The organism is Streptomyces sp. NPDC020379 (assembly GCF_044387105.1).
Lineage (GTDB): Bacteria > Actinomycetota > Actinomycetes > Streptomycetales > Streptomycetaceae > Streptomyces.
In genome coordinates this window covers 177,198-196,108 of the sequence record NZ_JBIRVR010000008.1, presented here as the reverse complement: position 1 = coordinate 196,108, position 18,911 = coordinate 177,198, and the positions used below count along the sequence as shown (strand labels likewise).

16 protein-coding genes are annotated in these 18,911 nt (G+C 72.7%); 11 read left to right on the top strand and 5 right to left on the bottom strand.

From position 1 onward, the window contains the following. Window positions 1-157 precede the first annotated feature (157 nt). The 5 genes from pdhA (ACH427_RS13630) to ACH427_RS13610 are packed head-to-tail and all read left to right on the top strand — an operon-like array spanning window position 158 to window position 6,394. Window positions 158-1,306, top strand: coding sequence for a pyruvate dehydrogenase (acetyl-transferring) E1 component subunit alpha (pdhA, locus tag ACH427_RS13630; protein WP_398869634.1), 1,149 nt, complete (start codon window positions 158-160; stop codon window positions 1,304-1,306). Beyond that, the gene (locus tag ACH427_RS13625; RefSeq protein WP_398869632.1) at window positions 1,306-2,352 is read left to right on the top strand and encodes an alpha-ketoacid dehydrogenase subunit beta; all 1,047 of its coding nucleotides are present in this window, start codon (window positions 1,306-1,308) and stop codon (window positions 2,350-2,352) included. Before pdhA (ACH427_RS13630) ends, ACH427_RS13625 begins: the two co-directional genes overlap by 1 nt. Next, window positions 2,352-3,674 carry a dihydrolipoamide acetyltransferase family protein gene (locus tag ACH427_RS13620; RefSeq protein WP_398869732.1) on the top strand — a complete coding sequence of 441 codons (1,323 nt, stop codon included), beginning with the start codon at window positions 2,352-2,354 and terminating at the stop codon, window positions 3,672-3,674. Before ACH427_RS13625 ends, ACH427_RS13620 begins: the two co-directional genes overlap by 1 nt. A gap of 45 nt (window positions 3,675-3,719) precedes the next feature. Next, window positions 3,720-4,682 carry an NTP transferase domain-containing protein gene (locus ACH427_RS13615; protein WP_398869631.1) on the top strand — a complete coding sequence of 321 codons (963 nt, stop codon included), beginning with the start codon at window positions 3,720-3,722 and terminating at the stop codon, window positions 4,680-4,682. After that, complete coding sequence (locus tag ACH427_RS13610) at window positions 4,679-6,394, top strand: molybdopterin molybdotransferase MoeA (RefSeq protein WP_398869630.1); 1,716 nt, start codon at window positions 4,679-4,681, stop codon at window positions 6,392-6,394. Before ACH427_RS13615 ends, ACH427_RS13610 begins: the two co-directional genes overlap by 4 nt. 7 nt (window positions 6,395-6,401) lie before the next feature. On the opposite strand, the gene ACH427_RS13605 is transcribed toward ACH427_RS13610, so the two are convergent. Next, window positions 6,402-7,526, bottom strand: coding sequence for a potassium channel family protein (locus ACH427_RS13605; protein WP_398869629.1), 1,125 nt, complete (start codon window positions 7,524-7,526; stop codon window positions 6,402-6,404). Between the two features lie 51 nt (window positions 7,527-7,577). Between ACH427_RS13605 and ACH427_RS13600 the strand changes: the two genes are divergently transcribed. The 3 genes from ACH427_RS13600 to ACH427_RS13590 all read left to right on the top strand — a co-directional run bounded on the left by ACH427_RS13600 (window position 7,578) and on the right by ACH427_RS13590 (window position 10,284). After that, window positions 7,578-8,555 (top strand): NAD(P)H-quinone oxidoreductase, encoded by a 978-nt coding sequence (locus ACH427_RS13600; protein WP_398869628.1) that lies wholly within the window; start codon window positions 7,578-7,580, stop codon window positions 8,553-8,555. Between the two features lie 230 nt (window positions 8,556-8,785). Then, on the top strand, window positions 8,786-9,508 hold the full coding sequence (locus ACH427_RS13595; RefSeq protein WP_398869626.1) for a hypothetical protein: 723 nt from the start codon (window positions 8,786-8,788) through the stop codon (window positions 9,506-9,508). 215 nt (window positions 9,509-9,723) lie between these two features. Beyond that, a complete protein-coding gene (locus tag ACH427_RS13590; protein WP_398869625.1) occupies window positions 9,724-10,284 on the top strand; it encodes a bacterial proteasome activator family protein in 561 nt (186 codons plus the stop codon). 84 nt (window positions 10,285-10,368) lie between these two features. On the opposite strand, the gene ACH427_RS13585 is transcribed toward ACH427_RS13590, so the two are convergent. Further along, window positions 10,369-12,057 carry a protein kinase gene (locus ACH427_RS13585; protein ID WP_398869623.1) on the bottom strand — a complete coding sequence of 563 codons (1,689 nt, stop codon included), beginning with the start codon at window positions 12,055-12,057 and terminating at the stop codon, window positions 10,369-10,371. Between the two features lie 299 nt (window positions 12,058-12,356). Here ACH427_RS13585 and ACH427_RS13580 point away from each other — a divergent pair, with 299 nt between their 5' ends. Continuing rightward, window positions 12,357-13,970 (top strand): protein kinase, encoded by a 1,614-nt coding sequence (locus tag ACH427_RS13580; protein ID WP_398869621.1) that lies wholly within the window; start codon window positions 12,357-12,359, stop codon window positions 13,968-13,970. 48 nt (window positions 13,971-14,018) lie between these two features. On the opposite strand, the gene ACH427_RS13575 is transcribed toward ACH427_RS13580, so the two are convergent. From ACH427_RS13575 to ACH427_RS13565, 3 genes are all read right to left on the bottom strand, one after another. Then, on the bottom strand, window positions 14,019-15,095 hold the full coding sequence (locus ACH427_RS13575) for a phosphotransferase (protein WP_398869731.1): 1,077 nt from the start codon (window positions 15,093-15,095) through the stop codon (window positions 14,019-14,021). A gap of 108 nt (window positions 15,096-15,203) precedes the next feature. Beyond that, window positions 15,204-15,656: a pyridoxamine 5'-phosphate oxidase family protein gene (locus ACH427_RS13570; RefSeq protein WP_398869620.1), complete on the bottom strand. Its 453-nt coding sequence runs from the start codon at window positions 15,654-15,656 to the stop codon at window positions 15,204-15,206. A 92-nt stretch (window positions 15,657-15,748) separates the two neighbouring features. Continuing rightward, the gene (locus tag ACH427_RS13565) at window positions 15,749-16,408 is read right to left on the bottom strand and encodes a response regulator (protein ID WP_398869619.1); all 660 of its coding nucleotides are present in this window, start codon (window positions 16,406-16,408) and stop codon (window positions 15,749-15,751) included. A 361-nt stretch (window positions 16,409-16,769) separates the two neighbouring features. On the opposite strand from ACH427_RS13565, the gene pdhA (ACH427_RS13560) reads away from it, so the two are divergent. Together pdhA (ACH427_RS13560) and ACH427_RS13555 are read left to right on the top strand one after the other, a co-directional pair. Then, window positions 16,770-17,924 (top strand): pyruvate dehydrogenase (acetyl-transferring) E1 component subunit alpha, encoded by a 1,155-nt coding sequence (gene pdhA / locus ACH427_RS13560; protein ID WP_398869618.1) that lies wholly within the window; start codon window positions 16,770-16,772, stop codon window positions 17,922-17,924. After that, window positions 17,924-18,904: an alpha-ketoacid dehydrogenase subunit beta gene (locus ACH427_RS13555; RefSeq protein ID WP_398869617.1), complete on the top strand. Its 981-nt coding sequence runs from the start codon at window positions 17,924-17,926 to the stop codon at window positions 18,902-18,904. Before pdhA (ACH427_RS13560) ends, ACH427_RS13555 begins: the two co-directional genes overlap by 1 nt. The last annotated feature ends 7 nt before the right edge of the window (window positions 18,905-18,911 follow it).

Sequence of the window (18,911 nt, the reverse complement as noted above, 5' to 3'; positions counted from 1 at the left end):
ACGTCCTGTCCATATCTCAGGTTGTGGAGAACCGTTTGTCCACAGGGTCGGGCCGCCTGTAGCCAAAACGTGCCGACGACCGAACAATCGGTAGGGAGGGCGTGCGGCGCGCTGAGCCGTGCGGCCGGTCAAGCCCGCCCAAAAGGAGGTGCTCGTCATGACGGTTCTGGAGCAGCCCGGCTCGTACCGGCCCGTCCCGCCCCCTGCCTGGCAGCCCCGCACCGACCCCGCGCCGCTGCTGCCCGACACGGAGCCGTACCGCCTGCTGGGCACCGCCGCAGCCGCCGGGCTGGATCCCGGTCTGCTGAAGCGGCTCTACGGCCAGCTGGTGCGCGGCCGGCGGTACAACGGCCAGGCCACCGCGCTCACCCGCCAGGGCCGGCTGGCGGTGTATCCCTCCTCCACCGGGCAGGAGGCGTGCCAGGTCGCCGCGGGGCTCGTCCTGGAGGAGCGGGACTGGCTGTTTCCCAGCTATCGCGACACCCTCGCGGCCGTGGTCCGCGGGATCGACCCCGTGCAGGCGCTGACGCTGCTGCGCGGCGACTGGCACACCGGATACGACCCGCACGAGCACAGGGTGGCGCCCCTGTGCACCCCGCTGGCCACCCAGCTGCCGCACGCGGTCGGGCTCGCGCACGCCGCGCGCCTCAAGGGGGACGACGTCGTCGCGCTCGCCATGGTCGGTGACGGTGGCACCAGCGAGGGTGACTTCCACGAGGCCCTGAACTTCGCCGCGGTCTGGAAGGCCCCGGTCGTCTTCTTCGTGCAGAACAACGGCTTCGCGATCTCGGTGCCCCTGGCGAAGCAGACCGCCGCACCCTCCTTCGCGCACAAGGCCGTCGGTTACGGCATGCCCGGCCGGCTGGTCGACGGCAATGATGTCGCGGCCGTCCACCAGGTGCTCGCCGAGGCCGTCCGCCGTGCCCGCGGCGGCGCGGGCCCCACGCTGGTCGAGGCCGTCACCTATCGCGTCGACGCCCATACGAACGCGGACGACGCCACGCGCTATCGCTCCGACTCAGAGGTCGAGACCTGGCGCGCGCACGACCCGATCGACCTGCTGGAAAGGGAGTTGACCAGCAGGAAACTGATCGACGCGGCCGCGATCGAGGCCGAGCGGGAGGCCGCTGAGCGACTGGCCGCCGATCTGCGCGACCGGATGAACCAGGACCCCGTCCTGGACCCGATGGAGCTCTTCACCCATGTCTACGCCGAGCAGACCGCCCAACTGCGCGAGCAGGCCGACCGGTTGCGGGCCGAGCTCGCCGCCGCCGGGGAGTCCGGCGCTCAGGAAGGGGCGCGGTGATGACCACAGCGGCTGTCAGGGCCGGCCACAAGCCCGCCACCATGGCGCAGGCGCTCGGCCGGGCGCTGCGTGACGCCATGGCCGACGATCCGTCCGTCCATGTCCTCGGCGAGGACGTGGGCACCCTGGGAGGCGTCTTCCGGGTCACCGACGGGCTGGCCAAGGAATTCGGCGAGGACCGCTGCACGGACACCCCGCTGGCCGAGGCCGGCATCCTGGGGGCGGCGGTCGGGATGGCCATGTACGGGCTGCGGCCCGTGGTGGAGATGCAGTTCGACGCCTTCGCCTACCCCGCGTTCGAGCAACTGGTCAGCCACGTCTCGCGGATGCGCAACCGCACGCGCGGGGCCGTACCGATGCCGCTCACGGTGCGGGTGCCGTACGGCGGCGGGATCGGCGGGGTCGAGCACCACAGCGACTCCTCCGAGGCGTATTACATGGCCACACCGGGCCTCCATGTCGTCGCCCCGGCGACGGTCGCCGACGCGTACGGACTGCTGCGCGCCGCGATCGCCTCCGACGACCCCGTGATCTTCCTGGAGCCCAAGCGGCTCTACTGGGCGAAGGACCACTGGGACGCCGCGCACCCGGAGACGGTGCCCGGCATCGGACGCGCGATTATCCGGCGCCCGGGCTCGTCCGCGACCCTCATCACCTACGGCCCGTCCCTGCCGGTTTGCATGGAGGCGGCCGAGGCGGCGCTCGAAGAGGGGTGGGACCTCGAGGTCGTCGACCTGAGATCCCTGGTGCCGTTCGACGAGGAGACCGTCTGCGCGTCCGTACGGCGCACCGGCAGGGCCGTCGTCGTGCACGAGTCGGCAGGTTTCGGCGGTCCTGGAGGGGAGATCGCCGCACGGGTCACGGAGCGCTGCTTCCACCACCTGGAGGCGCCGGTGCTGCGCGTCGCCGGCTTCGACATCCCCTACCCGCCGCCGATGCTGGAGCAGCACCATCTGCCCGGCGTGGACCGGGTGCTGGACGCTGTCGCGCGCCTGCAGTGGGAGTCGGAATGGACGCCCGCGGGGCACGAGAGGAGCGGGCGCTGATGGCCGTGGTGCGCGAATTCAGGCTGCCGGACCTGGGCGAGGGGCTCACCGAGGCGGAGGTCGTCCGCTGGCTGGTGAAGGTGGGTGACGTGGTCGCCGTCGACCAGCCCGTGGTGGAGGTCGAGACGGCCAAGGCCATGGTCGAGGTGCCGTGCCCCTACGGAGGCGTAGTGACCGCCCGGTTCGGGGAGGAGGGGGCCGAGCTCCCGGTGGGGGCACCGCTGTTGACGGTGGCGGTCGGCGAGCCGGTGCCGGTGAGGCCGGAAGGCGACGGGCACACCGGGGGAGCCGGGAGCAGCGCGCCGGAAGGCTCGGGAAACGTGCTGGTCGGCTATGGCACCCAGGCTCCCGCGGCCCGGCGGCGCCGGCTCCGGGCACCGGTCGGCGACCGGCAGAGGGCGACAGGGGACGCGGCACCCGAGGTGCCCGGGAGGACCGCGCCGGTGGCCAGGGCGGTGATCTCCCCGCTCGTCCGGAGGATCGCGCGGGAGCGCGGACTCGACCTCGCCCAGGTGCGCGGCAGCGGCCCCGAGGGCCTGATCCTGCGCGCCGATGTCGAACGGGCGGCGGCAGAGCGGCGGGACGGGCGGGAGGCGGCCCTCCGGAGTGCGGATACGGCATCCCCGCAACCCGAGGCGCTGCGCATACCGCTGCGCGGAGTGCGCGGCGCGGTCGCGGAGAAGCTCGGCAGGAGCCGCCGGGAGATCCCGGACGCCACCTGCTGGGTGGACGCCGACGCCACCGAACTGCTCGCCGCCCGCCGGACGATGAACGCGGGCGACGCGCCCAAGGTCTCGCTGCTCGCCCTGCTGGGCCGGATCTGCACCTCGGCGCTGGCGGAGTTCCCCGAGCTGAACGCCACCGTGGACACCGAGGCCCAGGAGATCGTGCGGCTGCCGGGCGTGCACCTCGGCTTCGCCGCGCAGACGGACCGCGGGCTCGTCGTCCCCGTCGTGCGGGAGGCCCACACCCGTAACGCCGTCGCGCTGTCGGCGGAGATGGCCCGGCTCACCGAAGCGGCGCGGACGGGCACGCTCAGCCCGGCCGAGCTGACCGGAGGCACGTTCACGCTGAACAACTACGGGGTGTTCGGAGTCGACGGCTCCACGCCGATCATCAACTACCCGGAGGCCGCGATGCTCGGTGTGGGCCGGATAGCGCCGAAGCCCTGGGTGCGGGAGGGCGAGCTGGCAGTACGGCAGGTGGTGCAGCTGTCCCTCACCTTCGACCACCGGGTCTGCGACGGAGGCACGGCGGGCGGGTTCCTGCGGTACGTGGCCGACTGCGTCGAGCGCCCGGCGGTGCTGCTGCGCTCCCTGTGAGGGGAGGACAGCGGACGGCGGTGCGCGAGCGGCCATACTCGACGGGTGACTGCTTATGACGCCGTAGTGCTTGCCGGGGGTGCGGCCGGCCGACTGGGCGGTGCGGACAAGCCCGCTCTGAGTGTGGGCGGTCGCACGCTGCTCGACCGGGTCCTGAGCGCGTGCGCCGACGCCGGTGACACCGTCGTCGTGGGGCCGCGCCGTCCGACCGTACGGGCCGTGCGGTGGGCGCGCGAGCAGCCTCCCGGCGGCGGGCCGCTCGCCGCGCTCGAAGCGGGGCTCCGGCACACGGCCGCCGCCACCACGCTCGTGCTCTCCGCCGACCTGCCGTTCCTGCGTGCCGAGACGGTACGGGCGCTGCTCCGCGAGGTCGCCCATGGGGGCGCCGCGGTGGAAGGCGTCCTGCTCGCCGACCCCGGCGGCCGTGACCAGCCGCTGGTCGCGGCCTACCGCACGGAGTCGCTCCGCCGTGAACTGGCACTGCTCGCCGCCGAGTACGGCTCGCTGTCCGGGCTCCCGCTGCGGCTGCTCACCGCTGAGCTGTCGCTCGGCCGCCTTCCGCACCCGGACGCCTCGTTCGACTGTGACACCTGGGAGGACGTCGCCGCCGCCCGCGCGCGCATCAGGGACGATGGGTGGGTGCTGGATGAATGGATCACCGCTGCCAAGGCCGAGCTCGGCATCGATCTCGATGTCGACACGGTCGCCCTTCTGGATCTCGCGCGCGACGCCGCGCACGGCGTGGCCCGCCCCGCCGCGCCCCTGACGACCTTCCTGGTCGGTTACGCGGCCGCGCAGCGGGGCGGAGGCCCCGAGGCCGTCGCCGAACTCACGCGCAAGGCCGGCGCGCTGGCCCGGCGCTGGGCCGCCGAGGAGGCGGAGGGCCCTGGAGGGGCCGCGCCGGCCGGGCGGCCCGCGATGGCGCCGGGCAAGCCCGCCGCCGGTCAGGGACACGGCTCCGGCGACAGGAACCCTCGGTCCGATGACAAGGCCGAAGAGTCGGAATGACCGACAAGGAAGCGGATTCCGCGCTCGACCGGGCCGCCGCGGAGGCGCTGGCGTTGTTCGCCCGTGACCGACGTACCGACGGCCACGACGACGGCCCTGCCGGGTCACCGGCCGCGAGCGTGCACGACCACGAAACTCCCACCGCATATTTCCCCTTCGGAGAGATGCCGATAGGAAGTGGCGTGGTCGGTGGTGGTCGCGCCAGCACTTCCACGGACGGGGTGCGCGGCAACAGCTCCCCGGCACGGGCTTACGAGTTCCTGTTCGCCGACGACCCCTTCGGTGAGACAGCCTCCTCTGCTTCTCGCCCTCCCGCGCCCGGCTCTCCCGGCTCTTCCGCTTCCGCCCCTTCCCCCGAGCCCGCTCCCCGGGCCGTGCCCGCCTCGGAGCGCGCCTCCGCTCCCGCGTCCGGAAACTCCGGCGAACAGTCCGGGCACTCCGGCGAACCGACCCACCCGTCGTCCCACTCCCCATCCGGCATCCCCATGGCTGACCTGCCCCCGCGGTCCCACTCCGCCACGCCCTGGCCACGCGCCCACCTGACCGCCGCGCGGGCGGCCGAGGCGCTGCCCGCCGAGGAACGGCCCCTCGGCGAAGCCCTGGGGCAGGTGCTGGCGGAACCCCTGGACGCCCTCACCGACCTCCCGTCCTTCGACACCTCGGCCATGGACGGCTGGGCGGTCTCCGGCCCCGGCCCCTGGCGGCTGCCATCACCCCAGGCCGCCGGCGGCGTCCTGGCCGGATCCGATCATTCCGGTGCCACGCCGCTCCGCGACGGACACGCCGTCCGCATCGCCACCGGCGCCCGCGTCCCCCCGGGTGCCACCGCGGTCCTGCGCAGCGAGCACGGCGAGGTGACCGGCCAGGGCGAACTGCACGCCACCCGCCGCGTCACGCACGGACAGGACATCCGCCCCCGCGGCCAGGAGTGCCGCCACGGCGATCACCTGCTGCCCGAGGGCACCACCGTCAGCCCGGCCGTGGCGGGCCTGGCCGCCGCCGCGGGCTACGACCGGCTGCGCGTCACCAGGCGGCCCCGCGTCGAGATCCTCGTGCTCGGCGACGAACTGCTCCGGGAGGGCCTGCCCCAGGGCGGCCGGATCCGGGACGCCCTGGGGCCCATGCTCGGCCCCTGGCTCGCCGCGCTCGGCACCGAGGTGATCGCGACCCGGCGCCTCGGTGATGACGCGGACGTCCTGCACGACGCCTTCACCTCCTCGGACGCCGATCTGGTGCTCACCACGGGCGGCACGGCCGCCGGGCCCGTCGACCACGTGCACCCCACCCTGCGCCGTGTCGGCGCCGAGCTCCTGGTCGACGGCGTCGCTGTACGGCCCGGCCACCCCATGCTGCTGGCCCGGCTCGCCCCCGGCCGGCACCTGGTCGGCCTCCCGGGCAACCCGCTGGCCGCCGTCGCGGGTCTGCTGACCCTCGCGGAGCCGCTGCTGCGCACGCTCTCCGGCAGCCCCGCGCCGGCCCGCACCCGGGCGGCGCTGGCCGAGGCCGCGCAGGGGCACCCCACGGACACCCGTCTGATGCCGGTGCTGCGGCTGCCCGGTGACCGCGTACGGCCCCTGGCCTTCCACGGACCCGCCATGCTGCGCGGTCTCGCGGCGGCGGACGCGCTGGCCGTCGTCCCGCCCGGGGGCGCGGCACCCGGCGACGCGGTGAGCCTGCTGGGCCTCCCCTGGGCGGCACCGGCGGGGGCCTGACGGAGGCTCAGCCCGCCTCGCTCACACCCGCCGTCTGGATGGTGATCACCCGGTCGGCGAGGTGGAGCGTCGCCGCTTCCGGGTCGGTGAAGGGCAGGAGCCGGTGGCCGCGCACGACCGCCACCACCAAGTCCTCGCAGTCGCGCGGCGAGTGGCCGGCCTCGCGCTTGGTGACCGGGCGCTCGACGACGTCCAGGCCGTTGCCGTACGTCAGGAGGTCCTCCAGGACCGTGCCGACGTTCGGGCTCACCATCGACATGCCGAGCAGCCGGCCCGCCGAGCTGGAACTGGTCACCACCGTGTTGGCGCCGCTCTGCCGCAGCAGCGGCACGTTCTCGTCCTCCCGGACGGCCACCACGATCGTGGCCTGCTTGTTGAGCTGGCGTGCCGTCAGGGTCACCAGGGCCGCCGTGTCGTCCCGCTCGGTGCAGATCACGACCTGCGCGGCCCGTGGCAGCTCGGCGCGCTGCAGGGTGTCGGAGCGGGTCGCGTCGCCCAGGACGCCCACCAGGCCGTCGCTGGACGCCGCGTCCACGACCTTCTTCTGCGGGTCGACCACCACGATCTTGTCCTTCGGCTTGCCCTGCCCGATCAGGGTCTCGATCGCGTGGCGGCCCTTGGTGCCGTATCCGACGACGACGGTGTGATCTCGCATCCGCGACCTCCAGCGGTGGATGCGCACTTGCTGGCGCGTCCGTTCGGTCAAGACTTCCAGGGTCGTACCGACCAGAATGATCAGGAACAACACGCGCAACGGCGTGACCACGAAGATATTCGTCAGCCGCGCCCCGTCGCTCACGGGTGTGATGTCGCCGTAGCCCGTCGTCGAGAGGGTGACGGTCGCGTAATAGGCGGAGTCCAGGAAGCCGACGGCGCCGTCCGCGTTGTCGTGGTAGCCCTCGCGGTCGGCGTAGACCAGCAGCGTCGTGACGCCGAGCACCAGCAGCGCCATGATCAGCCGGCGCAGCACCTGCCGCAGCGGAGCCGCCACGTTCTGGACGGGCATCACGATGGAGCGCCCGGCCTCCGCGTCGTCCTCGGCCTCACCGCGGGTGCGGTGCCAGAGCGAGCGGAAGAGCGAGAGCCGGGTGGGCGCCTTCCGGGAGTCCGGGCGCCGCGGGTTTGTTGCCATGCGTCCCATGTTCCGGGATCGGCGGGGGGACCCGGGAGTAGCCTCGCGAGCATGCATGCGATCACCATCCCCCAGCCCGGCGGGCCGGAGGCCCTCGTCTGGGCCGAGGTCCCCGATCCCGTTCCCGGCAGCGGAGAGGTCCTGGTCGATGTCGTGGCCAGCGCCGTCAACCGCGCCGACGTCGTGCAGCGACAGGGTTTCTACGACCCGCCGCCCGGCGCCTCCCCCTACCCCGGCCTGGAGTGTTCCGGCCGGATCGCCGCGCTCGGCCCCGGGGTGAGCGGATGGGCGGTCGGCGACGAGGTCTGCGCGCTGCTCGCGGGCGGCGGGTACGCCGAGAAGGTCTGTGTGCCGGCCGGTCAGTTGCTGCCGGTGCCCGAGGGCATGGACCTGGTCACCGCGGCCGGTCTGCCCGAGGTGACGGCCACCGTCTGGTCCAACGTCTTCATGGTCGCGCACCTGCGCCCCGGTGAGACCCTGCTCGTCCACGGCGGCGGCAGCGGCATCGGGACGATGGCCGTGCAGCTGGCGAAGGCCGTCGGCGCGCGCGTCGCCGTCACGGCGGGCAGCCGGGACAAGCTGGAACGCTGCCGGGAGCTGGGTGCGGACATCCTCATCGACTACCGCGAGCAGGACTTCGTCGAGGAGCTCGGCAAGGTCACCGGAGGCGCCGGCGCGGACGTCATCCTCGACATCGTCGGCGCGAAGTACCTCGCGCGCAATGTGGACGCCCTCGCCGTCAACGGACGGCTCGTCATCATCGGCCTCCAGGCCGGCCGCAAGGCCGAGTTGGACATCGGCGCGCTGCTCACCAAGCGGGCCGCCGTGATGGGCACCTCGCTGCGGGGCCGTCCGCTCGCGGAGAAGGCGACGATCGTGGCGGCCGTGCGCGAACACGTCTGGCCGCTGATCGCCGGAGGACGCGTACGGCCCGTGGTCGACCGGACGTTGCCGCTCCGGGAGGCCGCGGAGGCCCACCGCGTCCTGGAGGAGAGCACGCACGTCGGGAAGGTGCTGCTGACCACCTGACGCGTGAGCCGTCGGCATTAAGCGGGAGAGCCCGGTCAAACATGCCGTTCGCGCATGAGCCGCGGCCGCCCGAGCCGCCCCCCGTCAGCCACCCACCGTCGCCGTCCCCGTCAGCCACCCACCGTCGCCGCCCGTCACCCGCTTGGCCCCTCGCCCGCGCCGGACGGCGGAGTGCGTGTGAGGGTGGGGCTGTTGGCGTGGGGGCGGCGGCTCGGGCGGAGGGCGGCGGCGTGAACGGTGGAATACGGGCGGCCTCCCGCGCCGCCTCGGCGGCGGTGGTCATGGCAGCGCTGATGGCGACCGCGCCCGGCGCGCAGGGTGCCGGGCGCCCCGCCCCGGCACCACCCGTACGCCCCTTCGCCTCACCCGCGACTGCTTCCTCCGCTTCACCCGCCTCCTTCCCCTCCCCGCCGCTCGCCGCGTCGGCCGTGCCACCGGCCGCCGGACGCGCACCGCGCGGCGTGGCCGGAGCACCGCCGCCCAAGGCGCCCGCGAACGGGCGGCACAGCAGGGCGGACCTCGTGCCCTCACCACCGTTCGCCCTTCCGCCCGGCCCCACGCCCGCCCCTCCGGGCGGTGACGGCCGGCTCGCGGGAAACGCCGCCGGTGAGGGGCGTACGCACCCGGGGCGGGCCACCGAACCGGCCCCTTCGGAGGAGCCGGACGACGCGGAATCCGAGGCGGACGACGAGACGGCGTCCGGTGAACCCGTGCCCGGTGAGTCCCCGTCCGCGACACAGCGGACGCGCGGACGGGCGGACGCGGCGCGGCCGCGGCACCCGGGTCCGCGTCCGGTGCCGGACGACGGGCGGGGTTCCGGAGCGGACGGGCGAGGCGGCGAGCAGGCCGCGTACGGGGACCGCGTCATGCGCGTACTGCCGCTGGGGACCGGGATGATGCTCACCGGCCTGGGCCTTGGCTTCATCGCGCTGCGGTTGCGGCGAGCCGGGTGAGGGTGTGGCCTGGGCAGAGGGCGGGCCGCGCGCCTCCTCTCGACCGTGCGCGCGCCGATCCGGCCCACGCGTACGAAGGACCACCGCCGGCGCGTGCGAAAGACCAACGGCGCGCGGAGTGGAAATGGGGCGCGCGGCGGGGTGTGTGGCACGGTGGATCAGGCGTGTACGGGGGCATCAACAGGGGGAAATCACCTGTGCGAGAGAATGGCGGCATGGATATGCCGAGGAACGAACGGTCGCAAGAGAGCCCGCAGGTCCTGGTCGTGGGTCCGGACGGCATGGCTCTCGGCAGCGCCAGCCCCGGTGTCGGGGAGGGTGACGACGAGTCGCGCGAGGTCCCGGTGACGGAGATGGTGGAACAGCCTGCCAAGGTCATGCGCATCGGCAGCATGATCAAGCAATTGCTGGAGGAGGTCCGGGCCGCTCCTCTGGACGAGGCGAGCCGCGTGCGCCTCAAGGAGATCCACCACAGCTCCGTCAGGGAGTTGGAGGACGGCCTCGCGCCCGAGCTGGTGGAGGAGCTGGAGCGGCTGTCGCTCCCCTTCACCGACGAGACGATCCCCACCGAGGCCGAACTGCGGATCGCGCAGGCACAGTTGGTCGGCTGGCTGGAGGGGCTCTTCCACGGCATCCAGACCACGCTGTTCGCCCAGCAGATGGCGGCGCGGGCGCAGTTGGAGCAGATGCGGCGGGCTCTCCCGCCCGGCATCCTGGGGGACGACGAGGAGGGCGGCCACCAGCACGGCGGCGCGCGCTCCGGCCCGTATCTCTAGTCCGTCGGCGGCACGGACGCGCGTGTGCCCGGTACGTCCCCCGAGGACGTACCGGGCACACGCGCGTCCGCCGCGGTCAGGCCCCTACGAGGCCGGGTCGCCTGTCGACACGGTCAGCACGAACTCGTCGCTCGGCGACTTCGGGTCGAAGGGGTCGCCCTCCTTGGGGGTCTGGCTGAGCACCGTCCCCTTGCCCCAGGTGTTCTCGGGCTGCACGTCGACGCGGTACTTCCAGCCCGCCGCCTGCAGGCACGCCTTGACCGAGTCGACGTAGAAGTAGCTGAAGTTGGGCGCCGTCTTCTTCGTCTTGTCGTTGAAGTAGTCGTAGGCGTTGGTGCACTTCTGCTTGTCGATGGTCTTCGTCTTGTCGCCCTCTTTGTGCTGCGACTTCGTGCTGGCGGTGTCGCCGCCCGAGGTGGCTCCCCCGGCGGACCCGCCGCCGGAGCCGGCCACCGGGGCGGCCGACTGGGACTCCTTCGCCTGGTTGCCGGAGCCACCGCCGCCGCCGTTCAGCGAGATCGCCGCGATCACACCGATGACCGCGAGCACCGCGACCACGGCGGAGCCGATCAGCACCGGCTTGTTGCTCTTGCCGCCGCCGCTGCCCGGCATCGGAGCGGGTGTCGCGTACGGCGGAGGGGTCCCGGGGCCGCTCGGGCCGCCCTGGAAGGACTGGGCGGGGGCCGGGTAGCCCGAAGGGCCCGGCGGGGGCGTGGAAGGGCCGTAGCCGCCGTTGTACGCGCTCTGGGCGGGCGGCTGGTACGGCATCTGGACGCCGTGCGGGCCCGGCACCTGCGCCTGCTGGTCGACCGGCGGGAAGACCGCGGAGCCCACGCCCGCGCCGCTGCGGGGCGCGGCGCCGCCCGCGACGATCACCGGCGAGGCCGCGGACCGGGCGGTGCCCACCACACGCGCGCACTCGTCGCGCATGGACTCGGCGCTCGGGAAGCGCTCGTTCGGGTTCTTCTTCAGCGCGCGGGCGACGAGCGCGTCGACGGCCGGCGGGATCGAGCGGTTGATCGTGGACGGCGCGACCGGCTCCTCCTGGACGTGCGCGTACGCGATGGCCAGCGGGGAGTCCGCGTCGAAGGGCAGCCGCCCGGTCAGCAGCTCGAAGAGCATGATGCCGACCGAATAGAGGTCGGAGCGGGCGTCCACGCCGCGGCCGAGCGCCTGCTCGGGCGAGAGGTACTGCGGGGTGCCCACGACCATGCCGGTCTGCGTCATGGAGGTGACGCCGGACTGCATGGCCCGCGCGATGCCGAAGTCCATGACCTTGACCACGTTGCGCTTGGTCATCATCACGTTGCCGGGCTTGATGTCGCGGTGGACCAGCCCCATCTCGTGGCTGACCTCAAGGGCGGCCAGCACATCGGCGGTGATCTTCAGCGCCTTCTCGGTGGGCATAGCGCCGTACTGCCGGACGTCCGAGTCGAGCACGGAGCGCAGCGGCTGGCCCTCGACGTACTCCATGACGATGTACGGCATGGTCGACCCGTCCAGGTCGTCCTCGCCCGTGTCGAATACCGAGACGATGTTGGTGTGTGTGAGCTTGGCGACGGCCTGCGCCTCGCGCCGGAAGCGCTCACGGAAGGACGCCTCGCGCCCGAGCTCCGTGTGGAGGGTCTTGATGGCGACCTGGCGGTCCAGCACGCTGTCGTAGGCCAGGTGCACGGAGGCCATGCCGCCCTCACCGAGGAGGTCGCGGAGCTGATACCGGCCACCGCCGACCGAACGGCCCGCATAGCGGCCTTGTGCGCCGTCCTGGCTCATCGTTCCACTTCCCCCTTGGGCGCACTGCCTGCTGTACTGGTCCGGATCGGGCCGGTCCGTCGATATATCTCGGCCAAGTCTGCCCGAGGGCGCGGGCACGTCAAGCCGCGTGCCCGTTCCGTGACGGGATGAGCGACAAGCCGTCACGGGATTTGCCTTGCTCAGGCCCGTACAGGTTTGATAGCGCGTCCATCCCGGACCGGCGCGCGGCCTGGAGCCTGTAGCGTGCCTTAGCGGAAGACCGTTTTCCCCGCGCAGCGCCTCCCACGCGCAGCGGCCAGACACGACGGCGAGGACTGATGGCACAGACGCAGAGCGCCCAGGGTCCACCGGACCCTGACGCCAACGGGGGCGGTATGCCCGATGTGCCTGAAATGTGGGGTAACGGCGGACTGGTCGGCGACGGCCGCTACCGCCTGACCCACCGGCTCGGGCGCGGTGGCATGGCGGAGGTGTTCGCCGCCGAGGACGTACGTCTCGGCCGCACGGTCGCGGTGAAGCTGCTCCGCGCCGACCTCGCCGAGGACCCGGTCTCCAAGGCGCGCTTCACCCGCGAGGCACAGTCCGTGGCCGGGCTCAACCACCACGCGGTGGTCGCGGTCTACGACTCCGGCGAGGACACGGTCGGCCGCAACGTCGTGCCGTACATCGTCATGGAGTTGGTTGAAGGCCGCACCATCCGCGACCTGTTGCTGAACGCCGAGGCCCCGCCGCCGGAGCAGGCGCTGATCATCGTCTCGGGCGTGCTCGAGGCGCTGGCCTACAGCCACCAGCACGGCATCGTGCACCGCGACATCAAGCCCGCCAATGTGATCATCACCAACAACGGCGCCGTCAAGGTCATGGACTTCGGCATCGCCCGCGCCCTGCACGGCGCGGCGTCCACCATGACGCAGACCGGCATGGTCATGGGCACCCCGCAGTACCTCTCGCCCGAGCAGGCGCTCGGCAAGACGGTCGACGCGCGCTCGGACCTCTACGCCACCGGCTGTCTGCTGTACGAACTGCTGGCGCTCCGCCCGCCGTTCACCGGTGAGACCCCGCTGTCGGTGGTCTATCAGCACGTCCAGGACAACCCCGTGCCGCCCTCGCAGGTCCTCGGCAGCGTGCCGCCGGAGCTCGACGGGCTGGTCATGCGCTCCCTCGCGAAGGATCCGGACGACCGGTTCCAGAGCGCGGAGGAGATGCGCGGGCTGGTGCAGTACGCGCTCCAGATGCTGCACGACGCGGGTGCCCACACGGGCTCCTGGGACACCGGACCGGTCGCGCACGCCACCGCCGCCACGCAGGCCCTCGGCATGGGCGGCGGCATGGCGGGCACCACCGCCATGCCGCACCCGCCGCACGGGGACACCTCGCAGCAGCCGCTCATCCCGTCCCGCCACGGCGACGACGGCGGCTTCGACGGCTACAACGGCGGCCACGGCGGCCGGGGCCGCGACAACCGCGGTGGTGGCAAGGGCAAGATGGTGCTGGTCGCCGTGCTCGCGGTGCTCGCCATCGCGGTGGGCGTGGTCTACGCGCTGAACCAGACCAAGTCCACCGGCGCCGACAACCACAAGACGACCGACAAGACCTCGACCGGCCCGTCGTCACCCGGCACGCCGTCCACGGCGGAGTCGCCCAGCGAGCGGCCGCGCAGCCCGCAGACCGGCGGGGAGTACCCCGGCGGCCACAGCCGGGACACCGACCAGACGGGCGGCGGCAACGACGAGCCGTCCACCGTGCCGTCGCGGGGCCACCACTCGAAGGGGCCGACGGACAATCCGACGGACGGTGGCACGACCGGTCCGACGGGTCCCACCGACCCGACGAACAAGCCGCCGACGGACGACCCGAAGCCGCCGACCGAGCACCCGACGCCGCCGGGTACGACCACCGGCAACACCCTCCAGGGCGGCCTGGGCGGCTGACCGCACGACGCACGGCCCTGAGCCCGTCTCCCGCACCGGGAGGCGGGCTCAGTCCGTGAAGGCGTCGCGCACGGAGCCGTACGCCCGCGTCCACCACACGGACAGCGCCGCGGACGCGGGGAAGCCGGGGTCGGCGCGATGGTCGCCCAGCTGATAGCGCCAGCGCAGCATCCAGAAGTCGTTGAGCCGCTCCCACCACACGCGGTGCACGGCCGCGGCCAGTTCGGCCGTACCGGCGCCGCACGCGCGTCGGTACGCGCGCGCGTAGGGGCGTATTTTCGCCAGGTCCAGCGTGCCGTCGGGCCGCAGGAAGAAGATCACCGCGGCCCGTACGGCCTCCTCGGCGCGGGGCTGGACGCCCAGGCGGTCCCAGTCGATGATCGCCGCGGGCTCGCCGCCCCGGTAGAGGAGGTTGAGCGGGTGGAAGTCGCCGTGCACCCACCCGCGGGCGGGTGCGGCGGCGGGGCGGCGGTGCGCGTGCCGCTCCAGCAGGGCGCGGCGCTCGACGAGCCGGTGCTCGGCGAGCTCGTCGAAGGAGTCGCGGGGGCGGCGCCGTACGAGCACCAGGAGCTCCTCGATGAGGGCGTAGGTGTCCTGGGGGTCCGCCGCGGCGTCCTGGCCCGCCCCCTGGGGCCCCTCGAAGACCCGCGGGGCCCCAGGATCCCGCTCGGGCTCTCCCGGGCCCGCAGGGGGCCTCCCAGGGCCCTCCTCGGGGGCTCCCGGTGACGCGGAGGTCTCCTGCGGGCAGACCTGCGCCAGGCAGGTGTGCACCTGGCCCAGGAGCGTGCCGAGGCGGCGGGACTGGGCGCGGGTCAGCTCGCCGCCGCCGTGGTGGCGGCCCTCGACCCAGGGGTGCAGGGCGTAGCAGCGGCCGTCGAGGACGGTCACGGTGGAGCCGTCGGCGTCGGCGACCGGCGGGGCGACGGGCAGGCCCAGGGCGGCCAGCCGCAGGGTGACGCTGTGCTGGCGGGCGATGGCCGCGTGGTCGCCGTCGAGGTGGTGCTTGAGGAAGAAGGCCCCGCGCGTGGTGGTGAGGCGGTAACCGCGGTTGAGCAGGCCCTCGGCCAGCGGGACGCAGGCCAGGGGCGTGCCGGCGTCGCCGTACCGCCGGAGCAGGGCGTGCAGCGTGCCGCTGCCCGGTGCCTGAAGTCCGCCGTCCCCGCCGGTTCCGCTGTGAACAGTGGTGGCGACGAGCGGGGAGACAAGTGAGCGCGGCACGCTCCAAATGTTAGATCAGGCGAAGTGCGCGACCTGTCGCGCGGGGACGCCTTCGAGGCGGTGCAGCGTGATGAACTGCGGTTCGATGCACAGGTATTCGGGCACGAAGGGCGCGTCGTCCGCGGTGCGCGGCGCCCGGCCGAAGAGCTCCAGCTCGGCGGGTGACGGCGTGAAGAGCCGCGCGGTGCCCACGAATTGCACGGTCCGGACGTCCTCGTCGCCCTCGCGGCGGGTGCTGAGGTTGTCGGCGCCGTACGCGACGACATTGCCGTCGCACGCCTGCGCGTAGCCGAAGCCCGCGTGCATCCGCAGCACGACCGAGCGGCCGGACACGATGTGCCGGGCCACGGTGACGAAGGGCAGCGCGCGCATGCTCACGGACAGCCTGCCGTAGGGGAGGCCGGCGAGCAGTTCGAGCGCGCGGTATTCGTCGTAGTCGTCATGGGGCCCGGGAGGCGCGGTGAGCATGGCACCACTGTGCCCGGTGGTGCCGCCCGCCCGTAGGGGCACCCGGCCCTGGGGCCGGGGACGTTGGTCCCGAAAGGGGAAAACCGGCGGTTTCAGTGCTTCTGGGCCTGCATGCGGGCCACATAGGCGGCCGCCTGGGAACGCCGCTCCATGCCCAGCTTGGACAGCAGGCTGGAGACGTAGTTCTTGATGGTCTTCTCGGCCAGGTGCAGCCGCTCGCCGATGGCGCGGTTGGTCATCCCCTCGCCGATCAGGTCGAGGATGCGGCGCTCCTGGTCGGTCAGGCTCGCCATCCGGTCGTCGCCCTTGGGGTCCTTGCCGTCGCGCAGCCGCTCCAGCACCCGCGCGGTCGCCACGGGATCGAGCAGGGATTTCCCCGCCGCCACGTCCCGTACGGCCGAGAGGAGCTCATTGCCACGGATCGCTTTCAGTACGTAACCGGACGCGCCCGCCATGATGGCGTCGAAGAGTGCCTCGTCATCCGCGAAGGAGGTGAGCATCAGACATTTGATGTTCTGGTCCTGAGAACGGATTTCCCGGCAGACTTCCACTCCGCTGCCATCCGGAAGGCGAACGTCCAGAACGGCGACATCCGGCCGGGTCGCGGGAATGCGCACCAAGGCGTCCGCGGCCGTACCGGCCTCGCCCACGACCTCGATGTCCTCCTCCACGGAGAGCATCTCGTGCACCCCGCGGCGGACCACTTCATGGTCATCGAGCAGAAATACCGTGATTTTTCCTTGTTCGGGCACAGTCACAGTCTCACACACCAACTCTTCCCCTGCTCTTGTCCTCCGGGATAACGTGCGGTCGTTCCGGCAGTCCGCAGGGCTGTGCTCACAAGGACGTGACCAGGAGCGTTGTCCCGCTTTCTCGATTTACTTGGAAATCCAAGCAAAATTGCAGGTCAGGCGGGGTTTCGCGGGAATGCGGCCTTCTGGGTAACGTGCTTATTGCAGGCCATTCGCCGGGGCGCCTGTCACGCCCGGTTCCGGCCTCGGCACACCCACCCCGTGTGCCGTCGGGGACCGGGCGAGCATTTCCCTGCCTCGCGGCGGGGGACCCCTTCCGGCCGCCGGCGACCCCGGGGGCCGGACAGACGGAGGAGCACACGTGACTGTGGACAGCACTGCCGCGCGCAAGCCGCGCCGGGGCAGCAGCAAGCGCGCCGGCGCCAAGGCGAGCGCCGCGCGGGCCGGCGAGCCCGAGCTCGTACAGCTGCTGACGCCGGAGGGCGAGCGGGTCGAGCACCCCGACTACTCCATCGACCTGACGCCCGAGGAACTGCGCGGCCTGTACCGGGACATGGTGCTGACCCGGCGGTTCGACGCCGAGGCGACCACCCTTCAGCGCCAGGGCGAACTGGGCCTGTGGGCCTCGCTGCTCGGCCAGGAGGCCGCCCAGATCGGTTCCGGCCGGGCCACCCGGCCGGACGACTACGTCTTCCCGACCTACCGCGAGCACGGCGTCGCCTGGTGCCGCGGGGTCGATCCCACGAACCTGCTCGGCATGTTCCGCGGTGTGAACCACGGCGGCTGGGACCCCAACGAGAACAATTTCCACCTCTACACGATCGTCATCGGCTCGCAGGCACTGCACGCGACCGGTTACGCCATGGGGGTGGCCAAGGACGGCGTGGACTCCGCCGTGATCGCCTACTTCGGCGACGGCGCGTCCAGCCAGGGCGACGTGGCGGAGGCGTTCACCTTCTCGGCCGTCTACAACGCCCCGGTCGTCTTCTTCTGCCAGAACAACCAGTGGGCCATCTCCGAGCCCACCGAGAAGCAGACCCGCGTCCCGCTCTACCAGCGCGCGCAGGGCTACGGCTTCCCGGGCGTGCGGGTCGACGGCAACGACGTCCTCGCCGTCCTCGCCGTCACCAAGGCCGCCCTGGAGCGCGCCCGCACGGGCCAGGGACCCACGCTGGTCGAGGCGTTCACGTACCGCATGGGCGCCCACACCACCTCCGACGACCCGACGAAGTACCGCCGGGACGAGGAGCGCGAACTGTGGGAGGCGAAGGACCCGATCCTGCGCCTGCGGACCTACCTGGACCGCGAGGGCCACGCCGACGAGGCGTTCTTCGCCGCCCTGGAGACCGAGTCCGACGCGCTCGCCAAGCGGGTGCGCGACGTCGTCCGGACGATGCCGGACCCCGACAACATGGCGATCTTCGAGAACATCTACGCCGACGGCCACGCGCTGGTCGACGAGGAGCGCGCCCAGTTCGCCGCCTACCAGGCTTCGTTCGCCGAGGAGAGCCACTGATGTCCGCCGAGAAGCTCTCCATCGTCAAGGCGATCAACGCCTCCCTGCGCGCCGCCCTGGAGTCCGACCCCAAGGTCCTGGTCATGGGCGAGGACGTCGGCAAGCTCGGCGGCGTCTTCCGCGTCACCGACGGCCTGCAGAAGGACTTCGGGGAGGACCGGGTCATCGACACCCCGCTCGCCGAGTCCGGCATCGTGGGCACCGCGATCGGCCTGGCCCTGCGCGGCTACCGCCCGGTCGTGGAGATCCAGTTCGACGGTTTCGTCTTCCCCGCGTACGACCAGATCGTCACCCAGCTCGCCAAGATGCACGCCCGCGCGCTCGGCAAGATCAAGCTGCCGGTCGTCATCCGCATTCCCTACGGCGGCGCGATCGGCGCGGTGGAGCACCACAGCGAGTCGCCGGAGGCGCTCTTCGCGCACGTGGCGGGCCTGAAGGTGGTCTCCCCGTCGAACGCCTCCGACGCCTACTGGATGCTCCAGCAGGCCATCCAGAGCGACGACCCGGTCATCTACTTCGAGCCCAAGCGCCGCTACCACGACAAGTCCGAGGTCGACACCGAGGCGATCCCCGGGCCGCTGCACACCGCGCGCACCGTCCGCTCCGGCACGGACCTCACCCTCGCCGCCTACGGCCCTATGGTGAAGACCTGTCTGGAGGCCGCCTCGGCGGCCGCCGAGGAGGGCAGGTCCCTGGAGGTCCTGGACCTCCGGTCGATGTCGCCCATCGACTTCGACGGGATCCAGGCGTCCGTCGAGAGGACCCGCCGGCTGGTCGTCGTGCACGAGGCACCGGTCTTCCTGGGCACGGGCGCGGAGATCGCCGCGCGGATCACCGAGCGCTGCTTCTACCACCTGGAGGCGCCGGTGCTCCGGGTCGGCGGATATCACGCGCCGTACCCGCCGTCCCGGCTGGAGGACGAGTACCTTCCGGGACTGGACCGGGTGCTCGACGCCGTCGACCGCGCGCTGGCGTACTGAGGGGTTC